The sequence below is a fragment of the Nocardia cyriacigeorgica genome, from assembly GCF_005863245.1.
GTDB classification, from domain to species: domain Bacteria; phylum Actinomycetota; class Actinomycetes; order Mycobacteriales; family Mycobacteriaceae; genus Nocardia; species Nocardia cyriacigeorgica_C.
Genome location: NZ_VBUT01000005.1, coordinates 119,746 through 142,993 on the forward strand (window position 1 = coordinate 119,746; position 23,248 = coordinate 142,993).

Below are 23,248 nucleotides of genomic sequence, written 5' to 3' on the forward strand. Positions count from 1 at the left end.
CTTACACCCGGACAGTGTCGGGGATGGGGGAGCGGGCGGTCCAGCGGTTGTGGGTGCGGTGCACCTCGACGGGGTGAGCGAAGGTCGCTGAGATCGTGTCGGTGGTGATGGTGGCGTCGGCGGTGCCGCAGGCGACTGTGCGGCCGTCGGTGATCAGCAGGGCATGTGTGGTCGTGCTCGGCAGTTCTTCGAGATGGTGGGTTACCAGGATCGATGCCACCTCCGGGTGGGTGCGGTCGAGGGCGTCGATGGTTTCGAGCAGCTGCTCGCGGGCGGCGACGTCGAGGCCGGTGGACGGTTCGTCGAGCAGCAGCAGGCGCGGCTCGGCGATGAGCGCGCGGGCGATGAGGGTGCGGCCGCGCTCGCCCTGCGAGAGTGTCGGCCACACCTCGTCGGCTTTTCCGGACAGGCCGACGGTGTCGATCATGGCGTGGGTGCGGGCCAGGTCGTCGGCCGACGGGCTCCAGCGCATCGGGGTGTCGATGGTGCCGGTGAGGCCGGTGAGCACGACCTCGCGCACCGTCAGGGGGTAGCGCAGGGGATGGCGTGGGTTCACATGCCCGATGGACCGGCGCAGGCGCTGCAACTCCACGCGGCCCAGTTGTTCGCCCAGCACCCGGACCGTGCCGGACGTCGGGTGGCTGACGGCACCGCACAAGCCGAGCAGGGTGCTCTTGCCCGCACCGTTGGGTCCGAGGAGCGCCCAGTGTTCGCCGGCGTGCACGGTCAGTGAGATGCCGTCGAGGATCTGCTTGCCTTCGCGCCGGAAGGTTACCTCGGTGAGATCGAGCACCGGTGCGGTCACGAGAAGGCCTCCTTCAGGGCGGTGAGGTGGGTACGGCTGAATTCCGCTGCCGCCATAGGATTTCGGGCTGCAATGGCATCGGCGAGCTGTTCATGGGCGGCGTGGTCGGCGCGCTCGGAGGGGACCGGGCGGATCTCGAGCATGTCGATCATCGCCAGCCGCAGACGCGGCAGGAACGCGTCGAACAGCTGAACCAGGATGTCGTTGTGGGCGGCCACCAGGACCGCGCGGTGGAACCGCATATCGGCGTCGACGTGCTCGGCCACCGTCTGGCCCTCGATGCTGCGGGCCGCCAGCGCGCGCCGGATGGCCCGCAGGTCGGCCGGGGTGCGACGATGGGCGGCCAGGGCCGCCGCCTCGGCTTCGATGGCGATGCGCGCCTCGATCACCGCCGCGATGGTGGCGCGACGCAGCACGATGTCCCAGTCCTCGCTGACATCGAGCGCCGTGACGAATACTCCCGCTCCCTGGCGACTGGTCAGCACACCCTTGCCCGCGAGTTCGCGGATCGCCTCCCGGACGGTGGATCGTCCGACACCCAGCTGCGCGGCCAGCGTCGTCTCACCGGGGAGTCGATGCCCCAGCGGCCACTCACCGGCGCGGATTCTGGTGAGCAGAAGTTCGGCCGCCTGCTCGGCCAGCGGGTGACGCCTCACCTGGCTGTCCATCCACGAACCTCTCTACTTGTCTGAGGAGTTGTGATAGTCTAGGCCATGCTCGCGCACCGCCTGCTCCTCGACCGCCACGGCGGGGCCTGACCGATCGGCCACCCCGCCGTGGGGTTTCGTCGTCGGCCGGTCACCTCATTTTCGTGACGGCCGCACGGCCAGGAAGCAGAACCATGACATCGCGTGCATTTCCCACCATCGACACGCCCGCGGGCGATATCCCGTCGCATGCTGCGGCGTGGAATCGGCAGCGGCATTCGCAGATGCCCTCGCACCGCTACCGCAACGTCTACCAGCGTGTGGATATTCCTCTCGTACAACGTGATTGGCCCACCGCGCAGATCACCCAGGCGCCCCTGTGGGTGCCGGTCGACCTGCGCGACGGAAATCAATCACTCGCCGAACCCATGGATCCCGCACGCAAACGGCGCTTCTTCGAACTGCTGGTCGCCATGGGGTACAAGGAGATCGAGGTCGGCTATCCGTCGGCCTCGCAGACCGACTTCGACTTCGTGCGGTTGCTGGCCGACACCGATATCGCGCCGTCCGATGTCACCATTGTGGTGTTCACGCCCGCCCGGCGGGATCTGATCGAACGAACCGTCGCGTCGGTGCGGGGGCTGCGCAACGAGGTTGTCATCCACATGTACACCGCGACCGCCCCGGTATGGCGGAATACCGTGCTGGGCAAGGACACTCGCGAGCTGCGCGAACTGATCCTGGCCGGTGGACGCGACGTGCTCGAGTTCGCCGGCGATCTGCCCAACGTGCGATTCGAGTTCTCACCTGAGGTGTTCAATCTGACCGAACCCGGATATGTCCGCGATATCTGCGATGCGATGACCGAGCTGTGGGATGCGACGCCCGACCGTCCGGTCATCCTGAACCTGCCTGCGACGGTGGAGGTGGCGACGCCGAATGTGTACGCCGACCAGATCGAATACATGCATCGCACGCTTGCGCGGCGAGACAGCGTCATCCTGTCGGTGCACCCGCACAACGATCGCGGAACCGGCATCGCCTGCGCCGAACTCGCCATGCTGGCCGGTGCGCAACGGGTGGAGGGCTGCGTGTTCGGCAACGGTGAACGCACCGGCAACGTCGACATCGCCACCCTCGCCCTGAACCTGCACGCCCAAGGCGTGGACCCGATGATCGACTTCTCCGATATCGACGAGATCCGCCGCACCGTCGAGTACTGCACCCGCCTGCCCGTCCCCGAACGCCACCCCTACGTCGGCGACCTGGTGCACACCGCCTTCTCCGGCACCCATCAGGACGCCATCAACAAGGGCTTCGCCGAACACCGAGCCCGCGCCGCCGCCACCGGCCGCGCCGAACGCGACCTCGACTGGCAGGTCCCGTACCTGCCCATCGACCCCGCCGACCTCGGCCGCAGCTACGACGCCGTCATCCGAGTGAATTCCCAATCCGGCAAAGGCGGCATCGCCTACCTGCTGCACACCGAATACGGCATGGACCTGCCACGCCGCCTGCAAATCGATTTCGCCCGGCATGTGCAGGAACACACCGATGGAACCGGTGCGGAAGTCACCGCGGGCGAGCTGCGGGAGCTGTTCGACCAGGTGTATCTGGCCGACACCGCGGGCGTGCGACTCGATCACTTGCAGACCGATGATTCCACCACCACGCTCACCCTGAGCGCCGACGGCCGCACCCACACCACAGAACACCGCGGTATCGGACCGGTCGACGCCCTCACCACCGCGCTCGGAGAGATCGGCCGCCCGGTCGAAGTCCTGACCCTGCACCAGCAGTCCCTCAGCACAGGCGACGCCATCACCTACCTCGAGTTCCGGATCAACGGCCGAACCGGCTGGTCCTGCGGTCGTAGCGATTCCGTGGTCGCCGCGACAACGTCAGCCGTCATCCGCGCCGCGAACGCGGTGATGCACTCCGCGGTCTGACGGTCGGGCGGTGCGGTGAGCGGCCGGATCACCGCACCGCACGGTTCATTCGGATGGCACGTGTCGCCGGTGTTCGGTCATCGCCCGGAATCCCGGCGGCGAGCAACCGCATCCGTGTACAGCTCAGTCGTCAACTCGTCGGCTGACACTCCGAGCTCCGCCAACAGGGATTCGAGATGCCTGAGCGCTTCCGGTAACTCGGCCTCCTCCGACACCATCGTCTCGAGTTCCAGGAACTGCCCGTCGAGTTCCGGAACGGACACGAGGGTGGCAAGTACTTGCCGTCCGTCCGCGACGAACCGAAAATTCTCGCAGGCCTTGCTGAACGAAATCACCGCTCGCAACCCGAGTCGCGCGATGATCTGCTCCATCGCAGCACGGTCACCGATCACCGTCTCGAACTCCGGCTTGGAACCGGTAGCGGAATCGACCGTCGGGTCTTTGAACGTCAACAGATGCCGAGCGCCATCCGGGCCGGTGATCGTGCGCAACCGGCACTCACGACCACCGCGGCTCAGTGAACGTTCCGCGTCGTCGAAGTAGGTGTCGCGGTACTCGACACGCTCGGCGTCAGCCCGATCCGCCAGCAGCTTCCGCACGCCCGCCGGATTCACCAGCCGCGCTTTGTACTCCGCTTCGATCACGATACGAACCCTCCGATCTCACACGAGTCGCCGCGCTGTTATCACCGATTGTTCGAGCTGACGCGTGAACGCATGGTGCAGGACACCAGCCTGATGCCGGATCGCTGCCATGGTTCGAGCAAGTATGACTCTCCGCGTGCGGTACGCAATCAATCGTCATAATCCGACGGCCAGAAGATCACTCCGAGCACAACGGCGAGGGGAAGCGCGACCACGAACCCGAGGCCGACAGTCGCCCAGTTCACCGCTGTATTCCGCCCACGCTGTACCAACGCGCGAACGAAGCGCGGGGAGCGGCACATTCGACATCTGCGATGGTCATGAGGCGGTTCAATGTCATCGCGTCGACGTGGGCTGTGGAGGGCAGCAGCACGGTGTCGGCGCCTGCGGCCTGAACTTGTTGAAACAAGCCGAGTATTGATGCGGAATCAGCCCACCGCAGTTCGTATCCCAGACGCCGTGCAAGCCTGCGCACCTGTGCCGCATCCCAGTCGCTGACCGGCGAACACGGGTCGATCCACCCGAGCGCCGTCGGATTGGGCGCGCCCAGCCCGGAGAATCTCATCGAATCCTCTCTGTCCTCGTCGATTCGGCGCGCGCCCGGCACCGGGGGCTAACGCCTCCGATCAACGGCACTGCTGGTCGGTGTGCCAAGGGAACCGACATCGGCCCGGCGCCGGACGCTGATTCAGTCTGTGACGGAGGGCACTCGGGTCGGTATATGTTTGATGCGGACACGAAACTGTCCGCATCCGAGGCAGGTTCGATCCCGGCCCGAAAGGGCCAGGTCACAGACGATGAACTGATGGCCCAACAACCGCGCGAGCTGGCCGCGATGGAATCGGCGCAGAGGTTCTTCGGGGCGGAGTTGCGTCACTGGCGGTTGCTGCGCAGGTTGTCCTTGGAACGGCTCGGCTCGATCAGCCACGACAGCGGTTCGCTGATCGGCAAGATCGAAAAGGCGCAACGACGGCCGACGCGTGACTTCGCGCAGCGAATGGACAAAGCACTGGACACCGGTGGGGTGTTCGAGCGAATGTGGCTGGACATGAATCCGCCAGTAGCGCAAGCGGAATCACAGGAACCCCTGGTTGCTGGCGATGACCACTCGCAGTGGCTGGGTCTGGACGAATGTGACCCGGTGCGCGAATGGTTGGACGAAACAATCCCGGCGTTCTCGGCAGGTGAATCCCCCCGACGGGTTGGTGCGGCGGATATCGCGGTCATGTGGTCGATGTGCGATGTGTTCGCCAACACCGATCATCATCTGGGCGGTGGATACGCTCGGTCGACCTTGGCGAGATTTCTAGACGATGTCGTCAAGCCAGCACTGCACGGCACTTACGACAATCGCACGGGGCGTGACCTGTACGCGGTCGCCGCGCGGTTGTGCGACCTGAGCGGCTTCATGTGCTTCGATTCGGCGCGACAGGGACTCGGCCAAAGGTACTTCCGGCAAGCGCTACGGCTGGCCAAAGCCAGCGGGAATGCTGCGCTCGGGGCGCACATACTCACCGATATGTCGATGCAGGCGCACTACCTCCGCCGTGCACCCGAGGCCATCCGGTTCGGTTCGGCAGCGGTCCGGGCTGCCGAACAGTCCGGTTCACCGAGTACGACTGCGAGGTGCAATGCACTGCTGGCACGTGCGCACGCACTCGGCGGGGATACGCCCGCCAGCGCGCAGGCAATGGCTGAGGCCGAACGCCAGTTGAGTCGGGCGCGGCCGGATGACGAACCGGACTGGATCCGGTTCTTCACCGACCGGCAGCTGTCAGCCGAGTTCATGTACGCCGCTCACGACGCCGGCCGAACACGGGACGTCCAGCAATGGGCGCCGGTGGTGCTGGCCGATTCGGCCGGCATGGAACGTCGTCATGTGCTGGCGGGCTCGACGTTGGCGGGCTCGTTCGTGCCCGACACCCGCGATGGCTCGGACGGCGCACCAGTCGATGTCGAGCAGGCGTGCCGCGTGCTCGGGAACACCATGGTCGCGGCCCGCGGGCTGACAAGTGCCCGGGGGATCGAGGCGATCAATGCCGTACGGCGACGGCTCGCCCCCTACGCTGAAATGGCTGTAGTCAAGGAAGTCGAGCATGAGTTTCGATCGACCGTCGCATTGATTGGGTAGGGCATGTCATCGAGGGAGCACGCAGCACTCAGGTACGCGTGTGGTGTGCGGGGCTTGGACGCGGCGGGCGCTGAACTGATCCATCACTCGAGTAACGCGGTGTACGTGCTTCCTCGGCATGCGGCTGTCGCTCGCGTCAGTGCCGATGAAGCAGATCTCGATCGGCACACCCGGACCTATGAGGTGGCTCGGTGGTTGACCGCACAAGGTTTCGGTGCGACCGCTCCGCTGTCGAACGTGACGCCTGTTCATGCGAGGGGCTACACGGTTGGCTTCTGGCAGTACTACCCGCAGGAAGCCGGGCTCCATGAACCGACCTCGAGAGAGCTGGGCAGGTTACTGCGCACGCTGCACGACCTTCCAGCGCCGACGATTGATCTGCATCAGTGGGTTCCACTCGAATCGCTACACGCAGCGCTGCACGACGTCGAGAACCAGACAGCGATCACGGCAGAAGAACGGGACTGGCTGGTTCAGCGGGTCGAGGAGATCCGCAAGGAGCTGAGGGAACTGAACTGGCCACTGGGAACCGGGTTGATACACGGGGACGCATGGGCGGGAAACTTGCTGTGGGACAGCAGCATAAGTCCACCCCAGGCGCTGCTGGGTGATTGGGACTGGGTGAGTATTGGGCCACGTGAAGTAGACCTGATACCCACCTGGCACGCCACCGTCCGATACGGCCGAGATGAATCGTGGGTCTCGGACTTTATCGCCGAATACGGATACGACCTCCGCGAATGGACGGGCTACCCAGTTCTGCTCGACATGCGTGACCTTGTCCAAGTGAGCGGACCGCTCCGCCGGGCAGCCGCATCGCCCGAACATGCAGGACGGTTGCGACAGCGGGTCCACGACATACGCGCAGGAAACCGGACCACATCGTGGAGCCAGTACCAGCCGCGGCGGTCGCTGACATAACTAGTTGCTCAACGCGAATCGGCAACGACGAGGCCATTTCCGGGCCCGAGAACGATCATCGCGCCTAGTGGAATCGATCCGGCCGGAGCTGCGGCAGATGTCACCATGGGTCGGCTTCCGGTCCGTTCGCGAGCTGCATGGCCGGTTGGCCGATCTGCAATATCCTCACGGTGTGACTTACCCCGTGGACCCCCGCGAGCCGCTGGTCATGAAGCGGATCGCACGGGCGCGCGCGGCGTTCGACGGATCGAAGCCGACCTATATCGGTGGAGGCCGCCGCTCCGACCCGTCCGAGGCGTTTCAGCGGGCACAAGACGAGCTACATGCTGCTGAGCAGGCCCGTAACAGGTTTGCTGGTCGATCTGGTTGGCGACGCCGACGCAGTGCCGCTCGAGCTGGCGAAACGGTTGGGGCTGACAGGCCGGATGGCGGTGCATGTCATCGAGACCGCCCGGTCGGGTACCAGGCTGATGCGTGAGCACGTGTTCGGATCTGACTCCGATAGTTCACCCTGATTCTCGTCGGCGGTCTCGTGCTCTCCGCGACCTGCCGATCGGCGGCGCGATGATCGGTCGCGAGGACCGCACCCTCAGGTTCGGATTCGGCGGCGCCGCGCGGCGTTGCGCGCAATTGCCACTGCCTACTGCCCCGTCCGCCCGTCGATCCGCTCGCGAAGAAAGTCGGCGTGCCCGTTGTGGCGGGCGTATTCCTCGATCATGTGCAGGTAGATCCAGCGGAGGGTGTATTCGGTGCCGGTGACCGGGTGGTGGCAGCGGTGGTCGAGGGGCAGCGGCGCTACGGCTGCGTCGGCGAGGGCTCGTTCGCGGTGGTAGGTGGCTAAATCGGTGGCGGGGTCGGCGGTGGGGACGTCGTCGAAGTCGCCGTCGGGGTTGGTTTCGGAGCAGTAGAGGTAGTCGAGGGGTTCGGCGGCGGCGGTGATGCGGAACCAGCCGCGTTCGTTCTCGGTGAGGTGGCGGATGAGGCCGTGCAGGGAGATCTTCGATGGGGCGACGCAGCGTTGGGCGAGTTGGGCGGGGTCGAGGCCTGCGCACTTCAACAGCAGCGTTTGGCGGTGGTAGTCCAGCCACGACTGCAACATCGGCCGCTCGTCGGCCACGGACAACGTCTCGATCCGATCGATCTCGGGGGCGATCCATGCCACCGGGGGACTGTACCGCGCGGGCATCGCAGGCGTGGGATGAATTCCGGCCGTGCCGGACATCCGGGGCGGCACACACGGTCCGTGCGGTGAGTCAGCGAGCGGTGCCGCCGGTGCGCACGACGTCGATGGTGCCCGGCCGGGGGACCAGGGGCGGTAAGCGCTGCGACGGGGAACGACACCGGTCGGGCCGAAGCGTCGACACGGCCTCCTGACGGGGCCAGAGTGCGGCCGCGGCGTAGGTGCCGTTGATCAGAATCGGCTCCCCCGTGCGTGACGACTGTCGGCCACCACGCAGGTGAGTGGGCCGGGCGCCGCCGAGCTGACCGGCTATCGGCTGGTACTGAACCGCTCGGCCGCTGGGCCGTGCAGATGACCGGCCGGGAGCGTGCGCCCAGACAACACCAGCAGCAGGTCCTGGGCACGACCGGTGAGTGGGGTGCCAGTGCCGTAGGACCAATCGAGGTCGTCGGCGCGCAACTGAATTCCATCGAGGTCGACGCCGAAGTACTTCACCTGCTTCGGCCGCACCGATTCCAGTACCGGCCGCAGCCGATGCTCGGGCAGCACGTCGTCGAGGCCGATGCCGACGGTGATGTCCAGACCGTGGACGACGTCGTGGCTGAGCGCGCCGACATACCCACCACCCGGCGGCTTCCATGGATGGTTCACGTTGTCGTGCAGGCAGGTCAGCAGCTGTGACGAGGTGAGTTCGGCCGCGTCGGCGCGGGCGCTGCGATCGGACATGCGGTTGAAATTGCCGCCTGCCTTGATCATGCCGAGCACGAACCGGGGCAGCGAGAGCCGGTACGGCATGGTGATATGGGCGACGACTTCGCGCACCCGCCACCCCTCGCACAGCGTCGGCGCGTCCCAGCCCGCCTCGTCCAGCCCGCCGAGCACCTCGGTCAAATATCGACGCTGCTCAGCGATCGCTGCCCGGACTTCGGTATCGGTCATCGTCTGCTCCTGTTCGTCGCGCGTCGGCCGGCTGCGCACACCGGCCGCTCAGGGATAGGACCGGGCGAGGCGGCGGAATTCATCGGTGAGCCGGGGTGGATATCGGCGCCGTCCCGACGCAGCGCCCGGCCGGGGCGTAAGGGTGCGTGGAAGGGTGGGTTTCGGCGCGCGACCGACCGCGTTCTGTGCGAGGATTCGAGGTCGGTTGCACGCGAGGAGCGATCGGGTCGGAGCCGATCGCCGGGAGGAACACCGATGCCGACGACAGCGCTGACCCAGCAGACCTTCGACCAGGTCATCGCGAGCAACCACATCGTGCTGGTCGAGTTCTGGGCCTCCTGGTGCGGCTGGTGCACCCTCTTCGCGCCGGTCTACGCCTCTTCCGCCGAGATCCATCCGGACATCGTGCACGCGACCGTCGACGGCGAAGCCGAATCCGGCCTGGTCGCCGCGGCCCAGGTGGACAGTTATCCGTGGCTGATGGGGTTCCGCGAAGGCCTGCTGGTGTATTCGCAGGCCGGCTACCTGCCCGCCGACCACTTCGAAGAACTGGTCCAGCAGATCCGCTGGATGGACATGGACGCCTACCGCCGCAGCATCGCCGACGCCGCCCGCACCCCGACCCAACAGCCGCAACCCGCGGCCCAACCGGCCACGCCACCACGGCTGGCGGGCTTGGCACCCGGCTCCGCGTCCTACGGCTGGCCCGGCCTCTGACATGACCTCCGACGTCGCGCGCGAGTACGCCGACCGAGCGATCTTCGCACCCGCCTAGAAACCTACGCGCGGCACTCGGCGCGCCAGGACTACCCGATCGCCGACGTAGTGTCCGCGCTGTCGCTGCACGGCTCCGAGGACCTGGCCGACATCGGCTGCGGCGACGCCCGGTTCCTGGCGCCGTAGCGCGGTGCGTGCCGCGAGAATTCACGGCGATCGGAGATCACCACCCATCCGCTAAGGTATGCGGCAGTTTTCGTGGAGGGATTGCGGGTGGATCGACGGCTGGCGGTGGGGCAGGAGTTCGCCGGTTATCGGATCGAACGGCTGCTCGGGGAGGGCGGCATGGGGCAGGTGTATCTGGCGCATGACCGGGATCTGCCTCGGATGGTGGCGTTGAAGCTGCTCAGCCCGGTGATCGGGGACGACGCCGAGGTGCGGGCGCGGTTCCTGCGGGAGGCGGATACGGCGGCGCGGCTGGCGCATCCCAATATCGTCGCGGTGTATGCCAGGGGGCAGGAGCAGGACCGGCTCTGGATGGCGATCCAGTACGTCGAGGGCACCGATGTGGCGACCGCGCTGCGGGAGGGGCCGATCCGCCCCGCCGACGCCGTGCGGATCACCGAGGAAACCGCGAAGGCCCTCGATCACGCGCACCGCTTCGGCGTCCTGCACCGGGATGTCAAGCCCGCCAACATCCTGCTCGAATGGGGTCCGCAACGGCAGGTCTACCTCACCGATTTCGGCATCGCCAAGGCCCTCGACCGCGCCGACGGCCTGACCAGGACCGGCGAGCTCTACGCCAGTTTCCATTATGCGGCGCCGGAGCAGTTCGAGCTGCGCGCCGACATCGACCACCGCGCCGATGTGTACGCCCTCGGCTGCACCCTCTACTACATGCTGACGGGGGAGCTGCCCTATCCCGGCGCCAGCACGGGCCAGCTCATCGCCGCCCACCTCAACGCGCCGGTTCCGCGTCCGAGCGTGCACAACCCGGCCGTGCCGCCGGCGTTCGACGACGTCATCGCGCGAGCCATGGCGAAGAATCGCGACGAAAGATACGGCAGCTGTGGTGAACTGGCGGCGGCCGCCCGCCGGGCATCGACCGCACCGCGTAGTCCGGCACCGCCGGTCACCGGTCCGACAGCGCTGTCTCCGAACATTGCTCAGGGAATCGGTTCAGGCCGGAACGCGGTCACCGTTTCCGCCACGAATCCCGCCCCGGTGACGCGCTGGCGCAAAGCACGCAAACCGCTGGCCGCCGCGGTCACTGCCCTCGCGATCTTCGCCGTCGCCGCCATCACCGCGGTGCTGCTGCGCGGCGGCGGCGATTCGCAGTCGCCCGGCACACCCCCTCCGCCCGCAGGCGCACAGGCGGCCGCCGAGCACGCGGCCTGCGAGTACAGCAAGCTGATGGCCACCTACGACTACGACGACCCCGACGGCTGGGAGCAACGCGTCTACGACGGCGCCACCGGCGAATGGGGAGCCCAGGCGCAGGGTGTGCTGCCGATGGTCGGGATGCTCGTCGCCTCCGACCCGGTCCGTACGCGCGCCGTCGACGCCGAATGCACCGCGACCATGAGCGATTCCGACACCGTCGCCGAGGTCGATGTGCTGCTCACCCAGATCAACGCACCGCCGGGCAAACCCGAGGAGACCGAGCAGATCTCGATGTCCACTCGGATGGAGCTGGTCGACGGCCGGTGGCTGTGCAGCAGGCTGGTCACCCCGCTGCTGCCCAACTGACAGCGGCGTGTGATACGGAGACCATCCGGTATGTGATCGTGGTCTCGACCGCCCGAATCCGTGCTGCCCGTGGGCGTACCGCTCCTAAGCTGTACCCGCTGCACGATGGAGGTTGATCTTGACGGTCGAGGTGCCGACTCACCCCGGGACCGGTGCGTTGCGGGTCGGCCAGGATCCGGCGCCACGCCCCGAGCCTCCGGTCTCGATGATCGAGCGGATGACGCTCATCCTGGACGCCTTCGACGGCGCGACGCCGACCCTCACCCTGCACCACCTGGTCGAACGCACCGGCCTGCCGCGCTCCACCGTGCACCGCATCCTCGATCAGATGATCCGGCTGCGCTGGCTCGCCCACGCACCCGGCGGCTACCGGCTCGGCCTGCGCGTGCTCGAACTCGGCGGTCTGGCGGCCGGGCACAACGAGATCCGTGACGCGGTGAGCCCGCTATTGCACGATCTGTGCCGGCGCAGCGACCTCGATCTCGTCGGACACCTCGGTGTTCTGGACGGGCGTGAGGTTCTCTACCTGGACAAGGTGGGCGGCAGGCACACCGCGAACGTCCCGACCCGCCTGGGCGGCCGGATGCCCGCGCACAGCACCGCCCTCGGCAAGGCCATGCTGGCCGCGCTGGAGCCGAGCGTGGTCGACGCCTCGTTCCGGGACCGTCTGCCGCAGCTGACCGCACGCACCATCGGCGACCGCGCCGAATTGCATCGCGAGCTGACCCGTATCCGGCACCGCCAAGGTGTGGCCGTCGACAACGAGGAATCGGTGCCGGGAATCGGCTGCGTCGCGGTCCCGGTGCGCAGGCGCGGGATGGCGGTGGCGGCGCTGTCGCTGAGCACTCGCGTCGGGGCCGATCGGTCCGCCACCGACATCAGCAGTCAGGCCCGCATGCTGATGAGCCTGGCGCGCGAAGCCACGGACCTGCTCGCGGCTCGGCTCTGATCGCGTCCGCCGCCGCGGAGTAATGTTCGTCCCAGAACCGTCCACACCGCTCGTCGTCGAATGCGAGAAGTGCGATGGACACAGCAGGCGGCCGAAGAGCACCGCAGATGCGGTGCTGGCGGGTGCGTGCGCCCGGCCCGATCGAGACCGGCCCGCTGGAATTCACCACGACCGACCGGCCCGAGCCCGCGGCCGGCGAACTGCTGGTGCAGGTGCTGGCCTGCGGGGTGTGCCGCACCGACCTGCACGTGGCCGAGGGTGATCTGCCGGTACACCGGCAGGGAGTGGTTCCCGGGCATGAGGTGGTCGGCGAGGTGGTGGAGGTGGGTCCCCGCGATGATGCGGCCGCCGATGCCGAATCCGGCCAGGCCGGCGGGCGAGGCCGGTTCGTGGTGGGGGATCGGGTGGGTATCGCCTGGCTGCGCCACACCTGCGGCACCTGCCGCTATTGCCGTCGCGGCACCGAGAACCTCTGCCCGTATTCGCGCTACACCGGATGGGACGCCGACGGCGGATACGCCGAATACGCGCTGGTGCCTGCCGCCTACGCCCTTCCATTGCCGCCGGGTTACACCGATATCGACACCGCACCGCTGTTGTGCGCCGGGATCATCGGCTACCGGGCTCTGCGCCGGGCCGCCCTGCCCGAGGGCGGGCGTCTCGGCCTCTACGGATTCGGCGGCAGCGCCCATATCGCCGCCCAGGTCGCGATCGCCGAAGGCGCCGAGGTCCACGTGATGACCCGTGACCCCGCGGCCAGGGAACTCGCCCTCGACCTCGGCGCCGCCTCGGCGCAAGGAGCGACGGATTCGCCACCGGCACCGCTGGACTCGGCCATCCTGTTCGCTCCCGCCGGGGCGCTGGTGCCGCCCGCGCTCGAGGCCCTCGACAGCGGTGGTGTCCTGGCCATCGCCGGCATCCACCTCAGTGATGTTCCTGCCCTGAACTATCAGCGGCATCTGTTCCGGGAACGCGAGATTCGCTCCGTCACCGCGAACACTCGGACCGACGCCGCCGAATTCCTCGCCACCGCAGGCCGTCACCGCATCCACCTGACCACCCACCCGTACCCGCTGGACGCCGCCGACCGCGCCCTCACCGACCTCGCGCACGGACGTTTCGCCGGCGCGGCGGTTCTCGTGCCCTGACCGGCCAGGACACGGTTGGGCGTTGAGTCGATATCGGTTGGCGCATCCGGCTTGACCCGCTACCGGACGTTTCGTACCTTCGCGGATACGGCCGGGCCGGTGCCGCCGACACCGTGCCCCGGCAGGCACTTTCGGGTGTGAACGGCGGTGATCACGATGGCCGGACAATGGGGTCGGACCATGACGCGGTACGCGGCAACACTATTCGCGGGCCTGCTGCTTGCGCTCGCCATCGGATATTGGAGCGGTACTGCCCGCGCCGACGGCTGTGCGGCGGTGGAGCTGGTGGTCGCACGCGGTACCCATGAACCGGGGAATCTCGGTGCGGTGGTGGGTGATCCGCTGTACGCCGCCGTGACCGGGACGGTGGCGCTCAGCGTCGGAGCCTATGCGGTGCGCTATCCCGCCGACCTGCTCGATCCGGCGTCGGTGAGCCTCGGCACCACCGATCTGGTCGACCACCTCGTCCACCGCTCCGCGCAATGCCCCGGCCAGCGATACATCGTCACCGGATATTCGCAAGGCGCGCTGGTGGTGCATGGGGCGCTCGGCACCGGAGTCATGGCGTTGATGCCGGGAATCCGTCAGGTGCCGCCGGCGATAGCGCCACGGATCGCCGCGGTGCTGCTGTTCGGTGATCCGCTACGCCTCAATGCCTGGTCCATCGCCGACCCGTATGCCGGCCGCACCCGGAACTTCTGCGCACCGGGCGATCCGATCTGCGAGCTCGGCGCCATGAACCCGGACGCCCACGTCGGCTACCGCGACACCATCGCCGCGGCAGCCGATTTCGCGGCTCACATGCTCTGAGCCTTCGCGGCTCACATGCTCTGCGCTACCGAACTACCAGTGCAGACCGGGCACGACCCGGGCCACTCGTGCCGCAGGCCCCGGCAACGCCATGAGCGGCAGCAGCACCGGCGACAACGCCGCCAACGGGCTGCGCGGCTTGTCGGCGAGCTGATCGGCGGTGGCCGCACCGGGCCCCTCGGGCCGCGGCGCGACTCCGGCGGCGGCCTTCGACTCACCGAACATCCGGTACCCCTGGTGCATGATGGTGCGCTTGACCGACGGCATCAGCAGCTCCACCGCCTGCGCGAACGTGCCGACGGGCGTGTCGATCCGGTCGGGCCGATCGACCAGCGCGCGCACCACGATGGCGGCGGCTTGCGCCGGATCGGGGACCGGCAGTGAACGGTACAGATCGGTCGGCGCGATCATCGGGGTGCGCACCAGCGGCATCCGCACCGAGGTGAACGTGATACCCGCGTCGCGGTTCTCCACCGCGGCGATCTCACTGAAATTGTCCAGCGCCGACTTGCTGGCGACGTAGGCGGCGAAGCGCGGCACCTTCGTCTGCACCGCGATGGAGGAAATATTGACGATGTGGCCGAAGCGGCGCTCGCGCATCGACGGCAGCAGCGCCAGGATCAGCCGCACCGCACCGAAATAGTTGACCGCCATGGTCCGTTCGAAATCGTGCATCCGGTCGGTGGAGTTGACCACCGATCGCCGGATCGACCGGCCGGCATTGTTCACCAGGTAGTCGACCCCGCCGTGATCGGCGAGAATCGTCGCGACCAGCGTGTCGACGGCCTCGGCATCGGTGATATCGCACGGATAGGCATGCGCGTCACCGCCGTCGGCGCGCACCGCCTCCGCCGCTGCCTCCAACTCGGCGCGGCCACGCGCCACCATCAGCACGGTCGCACCGCGACGTGCCACAGCGTGCGCGGTGGCCAGCCCGATGCCCGACGACGCGCCGGTGATGAGCACGACCCGGCCGGTGAAGATCTCCTCGGACGAGGCGGGCCGGTGCCGATCCGGATCGAGGTTGGCGCGCCAGTACTCCCACAGCCGGCCCGCGTAGCTGTCGAACTCCGGCACCGACAGCCCGCGCAGCAGCGCGCGGGTGGAATCGGAGACGAACTCCGCCGAGAACGACACGTGCGGGGCGACCGCGGCCGGAATTCCCAGCCGTTCCAGCAGGAAATCGCGCACCGCGGGCACACCGGGTAGATGCGAGAGGCCATTCAACGCGGCACGGCTGCCGGGCAGCGGACCAACGCCCGAGGGCGCGCCGGCCGCGGCGGCGAGCGCGCCGTAGATCTCACCGAACGGCTGCGGGCGCGGGTTCACCAGGTGGAAGGTGCGCCCGTCCAGACCCGGCCTGCGCACCAGTTCGACCATGGCCGCGGCCACGTAGTCGACCGGAACCACGTTGGTCGCCCCGAGATCGGGCAGCGGCAGCGGCAATTCGGCGGGCAGCCCGCCGAGCGCGGCAATGGCGGGGAAGAAGTAGTAGGGACCGTCGATCTTGTCCATTTCGCCGGTGCGGGAATCGCCGACGATGATCGCGGGCCGATACACCCGCCAGCGCACACCCTGGGATTCGCGCACCATTTTCTCGGCGGCGAACTTGGTGCGATGGTAGGGCGAGGTCAGTCGTTGCCCGAGATCGAAATCCTCCTCGAAGAACTGACCGCGGTGATCGCCGGCCACCGCCACCGAAGAAACGTGATGCAACACCGCGTCGAGTTGTTTCGCCAGTGCCAGAACAGAATTCGTGCCGCGCACATTGGCCGCGTGCGCGGTGGCCTCGTCGGCGGTCATATCGTAGACGGCACCGAGGTGGATGATGTGGTCGGCGGTGGGGGCGGGCTCGGTGAGTCCGAGGCCGTCCGCGGTGAGGTCGCCGACCAGCGGATGGACCCGTTCGCTGCCGCGCCAGCGGGTGGCCAGCGCCTCGAACTTCGTCAGCGATTCGGCGCGCACCAGCACATGCAGCTGTGCCTGCGGATCCTTGTCCAGAATTCCTTGCACGACACGACGACCCAGAAATCCGGTACCGCCTGTCACAATGAAAGAAACCATTGTCTACCCCTGCTGTTCACTCGAAGCCGTTGTCGCACAGAGCTGTCCGGCATGCAGCGGTGAATGCGGACAATCGAAGATTTCGACCCCCGAAAGATTTCGCCGGGTCGAAAGTAGGAACACCTTCGTCCTGACTGATCGGAACAGTAATCGGGGTTACCCGTCGGTAGCAAGCCGGATCGACGGGGAGTCGCTGTGGGAATGGTCACGACCGCCCCGGAGGGGATTTTGTGTGTTACAACAGTTTTCAGATAAGGAATATGAAACTGTGGGTGACAGATAACCGGTTCGGGAACGGCAACGGACCCGACTGGTCGCTTGTCTGAATGTGCCCGGCGTGGATCAGGACGGCCGGCGCGTCGGGAATTCCTCGGCCAGTTCCTCGAACACCGCGGTGTTCATCGCGAACGCCCGCTGACCTTCGTCCAGGACGCGGCGCCGCTCCAGATCATCGAGCGGCATCCGATCCAGCAGCACCCGGTATTCGCGTTTGAACGCCGCCGGGTTTCCGACACCGTCGAAGACATAGAAGCGCACACCGTCACCCCGATGCGGCAGATTCCACAGCTTCTCGGCGGTCCCGCGGATGACCTGTCCACCCGACAGGTCGCCGAGATAGCGGGTGTAGTGGTGGGCGATATAGCCGCCCGGCCACTCGCGCGCACATTCGTCGATGCGTGCGGCATAGGCGGCGGTGGCGGGCAGCGGTTCCAGCCCCTCACGCCAGTCCGGCCCGGCCAGATGGGCGAGGTCACGTTCGAGTTCGGCCGTGCGGGCCAGCTCGGGGCGGATGAACGGCCCGGCGATCGGGTCGTCGGCCAAGGCGTCCCAGCGGCCCTCCAGCGCGCGGTAGATGAACCAAAGCTGGCCGGTGTAGCGCAGGTAGGACTCGACACCCAGTTCACCGCCGAGCATGTCGGAGATGAACGAGGAATTCTCCGCCTCTTCGTGCTGGCGGGCGGTGGCGCTGCGGATCTGCACCGAGAACGGCAGCGGCTCCGCAGGGGCGTGATCGGTCTCCGACACATTCGGACCGTGCGACATATCCGAAACCACCTCACCCTCACTGGAACCGTCGGCGCGCGACCGGCCGCGAGCCGGGACGCCATGCTACGACCGCGCTCCGGCGGGCCGATCGCTTCGACGATACCGGCTCACCGATCTTCCCGCGATGGGCTCACTTCTGCTTACGCAGGTACGGCGGGATCTCCTTACGCAGGTAGGGCGGCAACCCGACGGGCCTGCGCCGGCGCCGCACGATCGGCCGCCGCAGATTGCCGAAGCGGCGCAGCACCGGCGGACGCACCACCGTCCGGTCGAACCATTCGCCGAGAGTGACACCGGCGGCCAGCGCACACCCGACACCCAGCGCGGCCAGCAGTTGATTGGCCCCGATCAGCAGTTCATCGTTGAGCGTGCCGTACAGGCCGCGATAGACGCTGAGACCGGGCAGCAGCGGCGTGATGCCGGCGACCGCGACGATCAACGGCGGGGTCAACGCGCGACGCGCCATCAGACCACCGGCGAGACCGATGATCGTGGCCGCGGCGCCGGACGACACCACCGGCCCGAACCCGGCATGCTGAACCACCAGGAAGACCACCGTGCCCACCGCGCCGCTGAGTGCAGCGGCGGCAAGTGCCCGGCGCTCGGCGTAACAAGCCAGCGCGTAGGCCAGCGCCGCCACCGCACCGGCGAGGAGCTTGACCGGCAGATCGGTGAAGACCCGGGCGGGAGTCAGATCCAGCGGCGGTGAGGTGGCCCCGAGAATCTGGCCCACCCGCAACGCCAGCGCGATCCCGGCGACGATGCCGCCGGTCATCATCACCACCTCGAGCATGCGGGCCGCCGCGGTGATCGGGCTGCCGGTGATGGCGTCCTGCACCGAACCGACCAACTGCAGACCACTGAGCAACACGGTGATACCGGCCGCGATGATGAGCGACGGGTCGACGTCGATGCCGAGCGGTTCGGCCAGCGTAGCCAGCACGATCGCGGGCGCGGCGGCGATCGCGCCGCCGGCCATGTGCTGGAAGAAGAAGGGCAGCCCGTATCGATTGAGAATCCGGTTGACGCGGTCGATCGCCGCCGTGGCGGCGAAGCTGATCACCGCGACCAGCGCGCCGGCGCCGAGCAGCACCGCGATCGAGGCGGCAAGCAGCGACCAGCCGAAGGTCGCCACCCAGCGCGGGTAAGGATGCGGTGCCGAGGTGATGGCGTCGAGAGCGGCACGCGCGTCCTCGGGGTCGACGACCTGGGTGCGGATACGCCGGGTCAAGCGGTCCACCGCCGCCAGCCGGGTGAAATCCATGCCCCGGTAGTGCACGATGCGCATGCTGCTGGCCGGAGGCAGCGAGCGGCCGCGGTCGGCCCAGATGCGGATCGCGTCGAAGGTGACGTCGACATCGCAGCGCGCCAGACCGTAGGTGGCCGCGATGAACCGGACGGTCGTGGTGGTGTCGTTGACCGAGGTACCGGAGGCGAGCACCACCTCCCCCATTCGCACGGCGAGGTCGAGCACCTCGGCGACCTTGGCGTCGTCGGTGAGATCGATCGGCTGCAGCGGCGTCGGGGCGGCGACGATGGTGTCGGCCGTCGCCTGCCGGTCACCGACCAGCCGTCCGACGGCCTGCGTCACCACGGGCAGCCGGAGAATTCTGCGCCGTCGCGGACCACGCGCCGCGAAATCTTCGACGCGTGGTTCGCCGATGTCTCCTCCCGAGGGCGCGCCAATAGCCATAGCCGTGAAGGTAGTCACCCCGACCGGACCCGCGCACCGTGATACCCGCAACCGCAGGCAGGCGCCGTGTCACCGGCGATGCCCGTCGGTCGGAACCGTGGCGTGGTGACCGATCTCGCGCCGCGTTCTTTCGGCCCGTCGCCGAGGGATACGGCTATGGTCGGGTCATGGCTACCGGCAGCGCATCGACGGCAGATCACCTTCGTGAAGCCCTGGACGGACCGTGGGGCGAGGTCCGGGAACAGGCAAGGGATCAACTGGCGGGGGACCGGTTCGCCGGTGATCCCGAACTCGACTACCGCGCGGCGCGGGCCAGGGTCCTCGAGCAGATGCGGGCGCTGGCCGGGCTCGGTTTGGCCGAGCGCGGCTTCCGTAGGGAGAACGGCGGCACGGGCGAGCCGGGTGCGGCGGTCGTCGGGCTGGAAATGCTGGCCTACACCGACTTGTCGCTGTGGGTGAAATCGGGCGTGCAGTGGGGCCTGTTCGGCGGCGCCGTGGAAAATCTCGGCACCGAGCGGCACCGCGAATTCATCAAGCAGCTGATCTCGCTGGACCTGCTCGGCTGCTTCGCGATGACCGAATCCGGCCACGGCAGCGACGTCGCCAATCTCGAGACCACCGCGACCTACGATCCGGCGACCCAGGAATTCGTGGTGCACACCCCGACCCCGTCGGCGCGTAAGGACTACATCGGCGGCGCGGCCGAACACGCCCGCATGGCAGCGGTTTTCGCGCAGCTCATCACCCCGGCGGGCAATCACGGCGTGCACTGCCTGCTGGTGCCGATCCGCGACGAGCAGGGCAACGACCTGCCCGGCGTCACCACCTCCGACTGCGGTCTCAAGGGCGGCCTGCCCGGGGTCGACAACGGCCGCATCGTCTTCGACCACGTGCGCGTCCCCCGGGAGAACCTGCTCAACCGCTACGCCGACGTCGCGCCCGACGGCACCTACAGCTCCGAGATCGAGAACCCCAGCCGCCGCTTCTTCACCACCCTCGGCACCCTGGTCCGCGGCCGAGTCAGTGTGGGCGGTGCCGCCGCGGCGGGCGCGCGCGTGGCGCTCAGCATCGCCGGCAGGTACGCCCTGAAGCGGCGGCAATTCGGCGACCCCGACGACGGCGGCGAGATCCTGCTGCTGGACTACCGCAATCATCAGCGCAGACTGCTGCCGCTGATCGCGCGCTCCTACGCGCTGGCCTTCGCGCAGAACGACCTGGTGCGGCGCATGCATCTGGTGCAGACCGGCCAGGACCTCGATCCGGGTGCCCAGCGCGCACTAGAGAAGCGGGCCGCAGGCCTCAAGGTCGCCCAGACCCGCCACGCCACCCGGGCGATCCAGGAATGCCGCGAAGCCTGCGGCGGTGCGGGCTACCTGACCGAGAACCGGCTGGTCACCCTCAAGGCCGACACCGACGTGTTCACCACGTTCGAAGGCGACAACGTCGTCTTGACGCAGCTGGTCGCCAAGGAACTGCTGACCGCCTACTCCGACGAGGTGCGCGATCTGGACGCGCTGGGCTGGGTGCGCTTCGCCGCCACCATGGCCGGTGACGTGGTGCGCAAGCGCTCGGGGGTGCGTCAGCTGATCCAGACCCTGCGCGATCGCGGCGACGAATCCGTCGACGAGGGCGATCTGTCCAAGCGCGCGGTCCAGCTGCAGTTGTTCGCCGACCGCGAGGACTATCTGGTCCGCACCGCGGGGCACCGGCTGCGCGCACGGGCCGAGGAGACCAGCCCGTTCGAGGCGTTCAACAACGCACAGGACCACATTCTCGCCGCGGGTTCGGCCCATATCGACCGGCTCGTGCTCGAGGCCTTCATCGAGGGCATCAGCGGAATCGAGGACCCGGACGCCAGGGCCTTGGCGGAGACGGTGTGTGATCTGTTCGTCTACGCCACCCTCGAAGAGAATCTGTCCTGGTACATCATGCACCGGTTCATGTCGGTGGAGCGGGGCAAGGCGGTGCGGCGCGGAGTCAACGAACTCGTCGACCGGTTGCGCCCGGACGCACTGACCCTCATCGAGGCGATGGGCGTGCCGGAATCCATGCTGCGCGCGGCCATGCTCGACGACGCGAGCGTCTACGAACGGCAGTAACCGAGTGAGCAGCCCCGCCCGCGCCGAGTGGAGGCGATTCATCCGGCGCGGGTGGTCACGTTCTGCGGTGATTCAGGTCCGGCCATCCCTCGAGCAGGCCGGATCTGCCCGCGGCGTCCGGTAGTCACCCCCGGGGCGGGCAGTAGTCAGCCGGCCGAGCCGTACGCCGCTGTACCTGCGCGATCGCCGAGCACAGCAGCACCGACAGCGCGATGGCCGCACCGGCTCCGCCGATGATGTCGGTGGCGTGGTGGTAGTCGAGGGCGATCATGCCGATCGCCGCCGATACCCACGCCACCGCCGCGCAGCAGGCGATCACCAGCCGTGCCCTGGTGGATTCGATCAGCACCAGAAACGTCGTCGCGACTGCCACCAGATGCACGGTGTGCCCGCTTGGATAGGCGAGATAGTCGTGCAGTGGCCGGCCCCAGAACGGTTTGAGCGCCCAGGTATTGAGCCCGGCCGCGACCTCCGGCACCGCCACCATGCTCGCGGCGCGCCACCAGCGCTGCTGCCAGCCGAACCAGGCGGCACCGGCCAGCATCAACGCGATCACCACCCAGGTGTTGCTCGCCAGCGCCAGCACTTCGGCGACCCACGGCCGTGGATCGAGGGCGGCGCTGATGGGTTCGCCGACGCGCTGATCGAGCCCGGTCGGCCCGCCGTCGGGTGGGAAGCTCAGCGGAACCGCGACGGTGACCGTGCCGGCGAGCGCGGCAGCCCCCCACGAACCGGATTGGTCGGGCATCGGCGCGTCGGGTGCGGTATCCGGTCCACGCGCGGCGGGTTCGCCCGTTCCGGGTGCTGCGATCACCGCAACGACGATAGTCACCGCCGCCGGCGAGCGCCTACGGGCCGTAGGTGAGGATCGCGGTGATGACCATCCACAGCACCCACGCGACGGCGATGACCATGCCGACCGCCAAGGTCGATCGCATGAACGCGCGCCCGAAATCGACGTCGCCGCGCTCCGGCGGATACAGCTTCCACGGGCTGTACCACGGTGCTTGCAGCACCTTCCCCTTGGCGGCCTCGCGTTCGGCCTGCGCCAGCTCCTCGGCGTAGGCCTCGGCCTGGGCCTGTGCCGGGCCGCCGTGCCACAGCGTGATGTCGATGGGGCCGAGGAATCCCTCGTTCAGCAACTCCTGTGGGGCGGGCAGGTACGGCAGAATGCCGAGCCCGCGGAAGGCCACCGCGACGTCGTTGGCGGTCCACAGATGGTTCTCCGCCTGGGCCAGGGTGTCGAAGTAGTGTCGCAGGCGTTCCGGATCGTCGCCGAGGATGGCGTCGAAACTGGGGTCGCTCCACGCCTGTTCGAGCTGGACCCGCGCGCCGCGCATCGGCACGATCAGCGCCACACCGTGCACCGCGCGCTGGCCGAGCCCGCGGGCCGCCAGCCAGTTCTGCAGCGCGAAGGTGTGATCGCGGGAGCGTTCCAGCGGGGTGCGCCGGTCCTTGTTCTCCCACACGGCGGGCTCACCCGAGACCGTCCACGCGCCGTTGAGCGGGATCTGCAGCACGCCCTCCTGGCGCGCCATCAGCGCCTCGGCCTCGATCACCACGCAGCTGGTGGGTGTCCAGATCACCGCGTCGAACTGATGCAGGGTGTCCTGATGGAACAGGCTGCAATTGATGGTGGCCACGCCGTGCGGGCTACCGGGGTCCTTCCAGGTGCGCAACCAGTCGATCAATGCCCGTTCGGCATTGGTGCCTGCGCTGTTCTGCACTCGCACGAGCATTGGCGACCGCCCTTCAC

The 23,248-nt window shown here is 67.9% G+C and carries 21 protein-coding genes; 10 read left to right on the forward strand and 11 right to left on the reverse strand.

Translation table 11 applies throughout. The features are described 5' to 3' along the window. Position 1: 1 nt before the first annotated feature. Positions 2 to 805 carry an ABC transporter ATP-binding protein gene (locus FEK34_RS13725; RefSeq protein WP_138448265.1) on the reverse strand — a complete coding sequence of 268 codons (804 nt, stop codon included), beginning with the start codon at positions 803 to 805 and terminating at the stop codon, positions 2 to 4. Further along, positions 802 to 1,473, reverse strand: a complete 672-nt coding sequence (locus tag FEK34_RS13730) for a FadR/GntR family transcriptional regulator (RefSeq protein WP_138448266.1) — start codon at positions 1,471 to 1,473, stop codon at positions 802 to 804. The genes FEK34_RS13725 and FEK34_RS13730 overlap by 4 nt, the downstream gene beginning before the upstream one ends. A gap of 173 nt (positions 1,474 to 1,646) precedes the next feature. Here FEK34_RS13730 and FEK34_RS13735 point away from each other — a divergent pair, with 173 nt between their 5' ends. Next, positions 1,647 to 3,401 carry a 2-isopropylmalate synthase gene (locus FEK34_RS13735; RefSeq protein WP_138448267.1) on the forward strand — a complete coding sequence of 585 codons (1,755 nt, stop codon included), beginning with the start codon at positions 1,647 to 1,649 and terminating at the stop codon, positions 3,399 to 3,401. A gap of 77 nt (positions 3,402 to 3,478) precedes the next feature. Here the strand turns inward: FEK34_RS13735 and cyaB are convergent, their stop codons facing one another. Both cyaB and FEK34_RS13745 read right to left on the reverse strand, forming a co-directional pair. Beyond that, on the reverse strand, positions 3,479 to 4,045 hold the full coding sequence (gene cyaB, locus FEK34_RS13740) for a class IV adenylate cyclase (RefSeq protein WP_138448268.1): 567 nt from the start codon (positions 4,043 to 4,045) through the stop codon (positions 3,479 to 3,481). Positions 4,046 to 4,286: 241 nt separating this feature from the next. Beyond that, entirely contained in the window at positions 4,287 to 4,610 is a 324-nt protein-coding gene (locus FEK34_RS13745; RefSeq protein WP_138448269.1) for a hypothetical protein, read from the reverse strand. Between the two features lie 156 nt (positions 4,611 to 4,766). Between FEK34_RS13745 and FEK34_RS13750 the strand changes: the two genes are divergently transcribed. The 3 genes from FEK34_RS13750 to FEK34_RS13760 all read left to right on the forward strand — a co-directional run bounded on the left by FEK34_RS13750 (position 4,767) and on the right by FEK34_RS13760 (position 7,612). After that, complete coding sequence (locus FEK34_RS13750; protein WP_138448270.1) at positions 4,767 to 6,176, forward strand: helix-turn-helix domain-containing protein; 1,410 nt, start codon at positions 4,767 to 4,769, stop codon at positions 6,174 to 6,176. Between the two features lie 54 nt (positions 6,177 to 6,230). Beyond that, positions 6,231 to 7,097 carry a phosphotransferase family protein gene (locus tag FEK34_RS13755; protein ID WP_171048214.1) on the forward strand — a complete coding sequence of 289 codons (867 nt, stop codon included), beginning with the start codon at positions 6,231 to 6,233 and terminating at the stop codon, positions 7,095 to 7,097. 323 nt (positions 7,098 to 7,420) lie between these two features. Then, a complete protein-coding gene (locus FEK34_RS13760) occupies positions 7,421 to 7,612 on the forward strand; it encodes a hypothetical protein (protein ID WP_138448272.1) in 192 nt (63 codons plus the stop codon). A gap of 125 nt (positions 7,613 to 7,737) precedes the next feature. Here the strand turns inward: FEK34_RS13760 and FEK34_RS13765 are convergent, their stop codons facing one another. Together FEK34_RS13765 and FEK34_RS13770 are read right to left on the reverse strand one after the other, a co-directional pair. After that, positions 7,738 to 8,259, reverse strand: coding sequence for a DinB family protein (locus FEK34_RS13765; protein ID WP_138448273.1), 522 nt, complete (start codon positions 8,257 to 8,259; stop codon positions 7,738 to 7,740). A gap of 327 nt (positions 8,260 to 8,586) precedes the next feature. Then, positions 8,587 to 9,216: a maleylpyruvate isomerase family mycothiol-dependent enzyme gene (locus FEK34_RS13770; protein WP_138448274.1), complete on the reverse strand. Its 630-nt coding sequence runs from the start codon at positions 9,214 to 9,216 to the stop codon at positions 8,587 to 8,589. A 255-nt stretch (positions 9,217 to 9,471) separates the two neighbouring features. Between FEK34_RS13770 and FEK34_RS13775 the strand changes: the two genes are divergently transcribed. The 5 genes from FEK34_RS13775 (at position 9,472) to FEK34_RS13800 (ending at position 14,589) form a co-directional block, all read left to right on the forward strand. Continuing rightward, positions 9,472 to 9,933, forward strand: a complete 462-nt coding sequence (locus FEK34_RS13775) for a thioredoxin family protein (RefSeq protein ID WP_138448275.1) — start codon at positions 9,472 to 9,474, stop codon at positions 9,931 to 9,933. A gap of 273 nt (positions 9,934 to 10,206) precedes the next feature. Further along, the gene (locus FEK34_RS30420; RefSeq protein ID WP_249359121.1) at positions 10,207 to 11,682 is read left to right on the forward strand and encodes a serine/threonine-protein kinase; all 1,476 of its coding nucleotides are present in this window, start codon (positions 10,207 to 10,209) and stop codon (positions 11,680 to 11,682) included. A 118-nt stretch (positions 11,683 to 11,800) separates the two neighbouring features. Then, entirely contained in the window at positions 11,801 to 12,631 is an 831-nt protein-coding gene (locus FEK34_RS13790) for an IclR family transcriptional regulator (RefSeq protein WP_138448276.1), read from the forward strand. Positions 12,632 to 12,738: 107 nt separating this feature from the next. Next, entirely contained in the window at positions 12,739 to 13,779 is a 1,041-nt protein-coding gene (locus FEK34_RS13795; RefSeq protein WP_138448575.1) for a zinc-binding alcohol dehydrogenase family protein, read from the forward strand. Between the two features lie 180 nt (positions 13,780 to 13,959). Further along, positions 13,960 to 14,589, forward strand: a complete 630-nt coding sequence (locus tag FEK34_RS13800; RefSeq protein WP_249359123.1) for a cutinase family protein — start codon at positions 13,960 to 13,962, stop codon at positions 14,587 to 14,589. A 33-nt stretch (positions 14,590 to 14,622) separates the two neighbouring features. Here FEK34_RS13800 and FEK34_RS13805 read toward each other — a convergent pair whose 3' ends face one another. The 3 genes from FEK34_RS13805 to FEK34_RS13815 all read right to left on the reverse strand — a co-directional run bounded on the left by FEK34_RS13805 (position 14,623) and on the right by FEK34_RS13815 (position 19,393). After that, positions 14,623 to 16,653 (reverse strand): SDR family oxidoreductase, encoded by a 2,031-nt coding sequence (locus FEK34_RS13805; protein WP_138448277.1) that lies wholly within the window; start codon positions 16,651 to 16,653, stop codon positions 14,623 to 14,625. A 342-nt stretch (positions 16,654 to 16,995) separates the two neighbouring features. Further along, positions 16,996 to 17,679 carry a heme oxygenase (biliverdin-producing) gene (locus FEK34_RS13810; protein ID WP_249359126.1) on the reverse strand — a complete coding sequence of 228 codons (684 nt, stop codon included), beginning with the start codon at positions 17,677 to 17,679 and terminating at the stop codon, positions 16,996 to 16,998. Between the two features lie 151 nt (positions 17,680 to 17,830). Continuing rightward, entirely contained in the window at positions 17,831 to 19,393 is a 1,563-nt protein-coding gene (locus FEK34_RS13815; RefSeq protein WP_249357896.1) for a threonine/serine ThrE exporter family protein, read from the reverse strand. A 167-nt stretch (positions 19,394 to 19,560) separates the two neighbouring features. On the opposite strand from FEK34_RS13815, the gene FEK34_RS13820 reads away from it, so the two are divergent. Further along, positions 19,561 to 21,492 (forward strand): acyl-CoA dehydrogenase, encoded by a 1,932-nt coding sequence (locus FEK34_RS13820; RefSeq protein ID WP_138448279.1) that lies wholly within the window; start codon positions 19,561 to 19,563, stop codon positions 21,490 to 21,492. A gap of 124 nt (positions 21,493 to 21,616) precedes the next feature. Here the strand turns inward: FEK34_RS13820 and FEK34_RS13825 are convergent, their stop codons facing one another. Both FEK34_RS13825 and FEK34_RS13830 read right to left on the reverse strand, forming a co-directional pair. Then, positions 21,617 to 22,306: a phosphatase PAP2 family protein gene (locus FEK34_RS13825; protein WP_138448280.1), complete on the reverse strand. Its 690-nt coding sequence runs from the start codon at positions 22,304 to 22,306 to the stop codon at positions 21,617 to 21,619. Between the two features lie 34 nt (positions 22,307 to 22,340). Beyond that, positions 22,341 to 23,219: a nuclease-related domain-containing protein gene (locus FEK34_RS13830; RefSeq protein ID WP_249359128.1), complete on the reverse strand. Its 879-nt coding sequence runs from the start codon at positions 23,217 to 23,219 to the stop codon at positions 22,341 to 22,343. Positions 23,220 to 23,248 lie beyond the last annotated feature (29 nt).

Bases quoted from the DNA above. Each gene is read 5' to 3' on its own strand.
- FEK34_RS13730 (WP_138448266.1), bottom strand. From the start codon at position 1,473: ATGGACAGCCAGGTGAGGCGTCACCCGCTGGCCGAGCAGGCGGCCGAA.
- FEK34_RS13735 (WP_138448267.1), top strand. From the start codon at position 1,647: ATGACATCGCGTGCATTTCCCACCATCGACACGCCCGCGGGCGATATC.
- FEK34_RS13745 (WP_138448269.1), bottom strand. From the start codon at position 4,610: ATGAGATTCTCCGGGCTGGGCGCGCCCAATCCGACGGCGCTCGGGTGG.
- FEK34_RS13750 (WP_138448270.1), top strand. From the start codon at position 4,767: ATGTTTGATGCGGACACGAAACTGTCCGCATCCGAGGCAGGTTCGATC.
- FEK34_RS13760 (WP_138448272.1), top strand. From the start codon at position 7,421: ATGCTGCTGAGCAGGCCCGTAACAGGTTTGCTGGTCGATCTGGTTGGC.
- FEK34_RS13770 (WP_138448274.1), bottom strand. From the start codon at position 9,216: ATGACCGATACCGAAGTCCGGGCAGCGATCGCTGAGCAGCGTCGATAT.
- FEK34_RS13775 (WP_138448275.1), top strand. From the start codon at position 9,472: ATGCCGACGACAGCGCTGACCCAGCAGACCTTCGACCAGGTCATCGCG.
- FEK34_RS13795 (WP_138448575.1), top strand. From the start codon at position 12,739: ATGCGGTGCTGGCGGGTGCGTGCGCCCGGCCCGATCGAGACCGGCCCG.
- FEK34_RS13800 (WP_249359123.1), top strand. From the start codon at position 13,960: ATGACGCGGTACGCGGCAACACTATTCGCGGGCCTGCTGCTTGCGCTC.
- FEK34_RS13805 (WP_138448277.1), bottom strand. From the start codon at position 16,653: ATGGTTTCTTTCATTGTGACAGGCGGTACCGGATTTCTGGGTCGTCGT.
- FEK34_RS13815 (WP_249357896.1), bottom strand. From the start codon at position 19,393: ATGGCTATTGGCGCGCCCTCGGGAGGAGACATCGGCGAACCACGCGTC.
- FEK34_RS13820 (WP_138448279.1), top strand. From the start codon at position 19,561: ATGGCTACCGGCAGCGCATCGACGGCAGATCACCTTCGTGAAGCCCTG.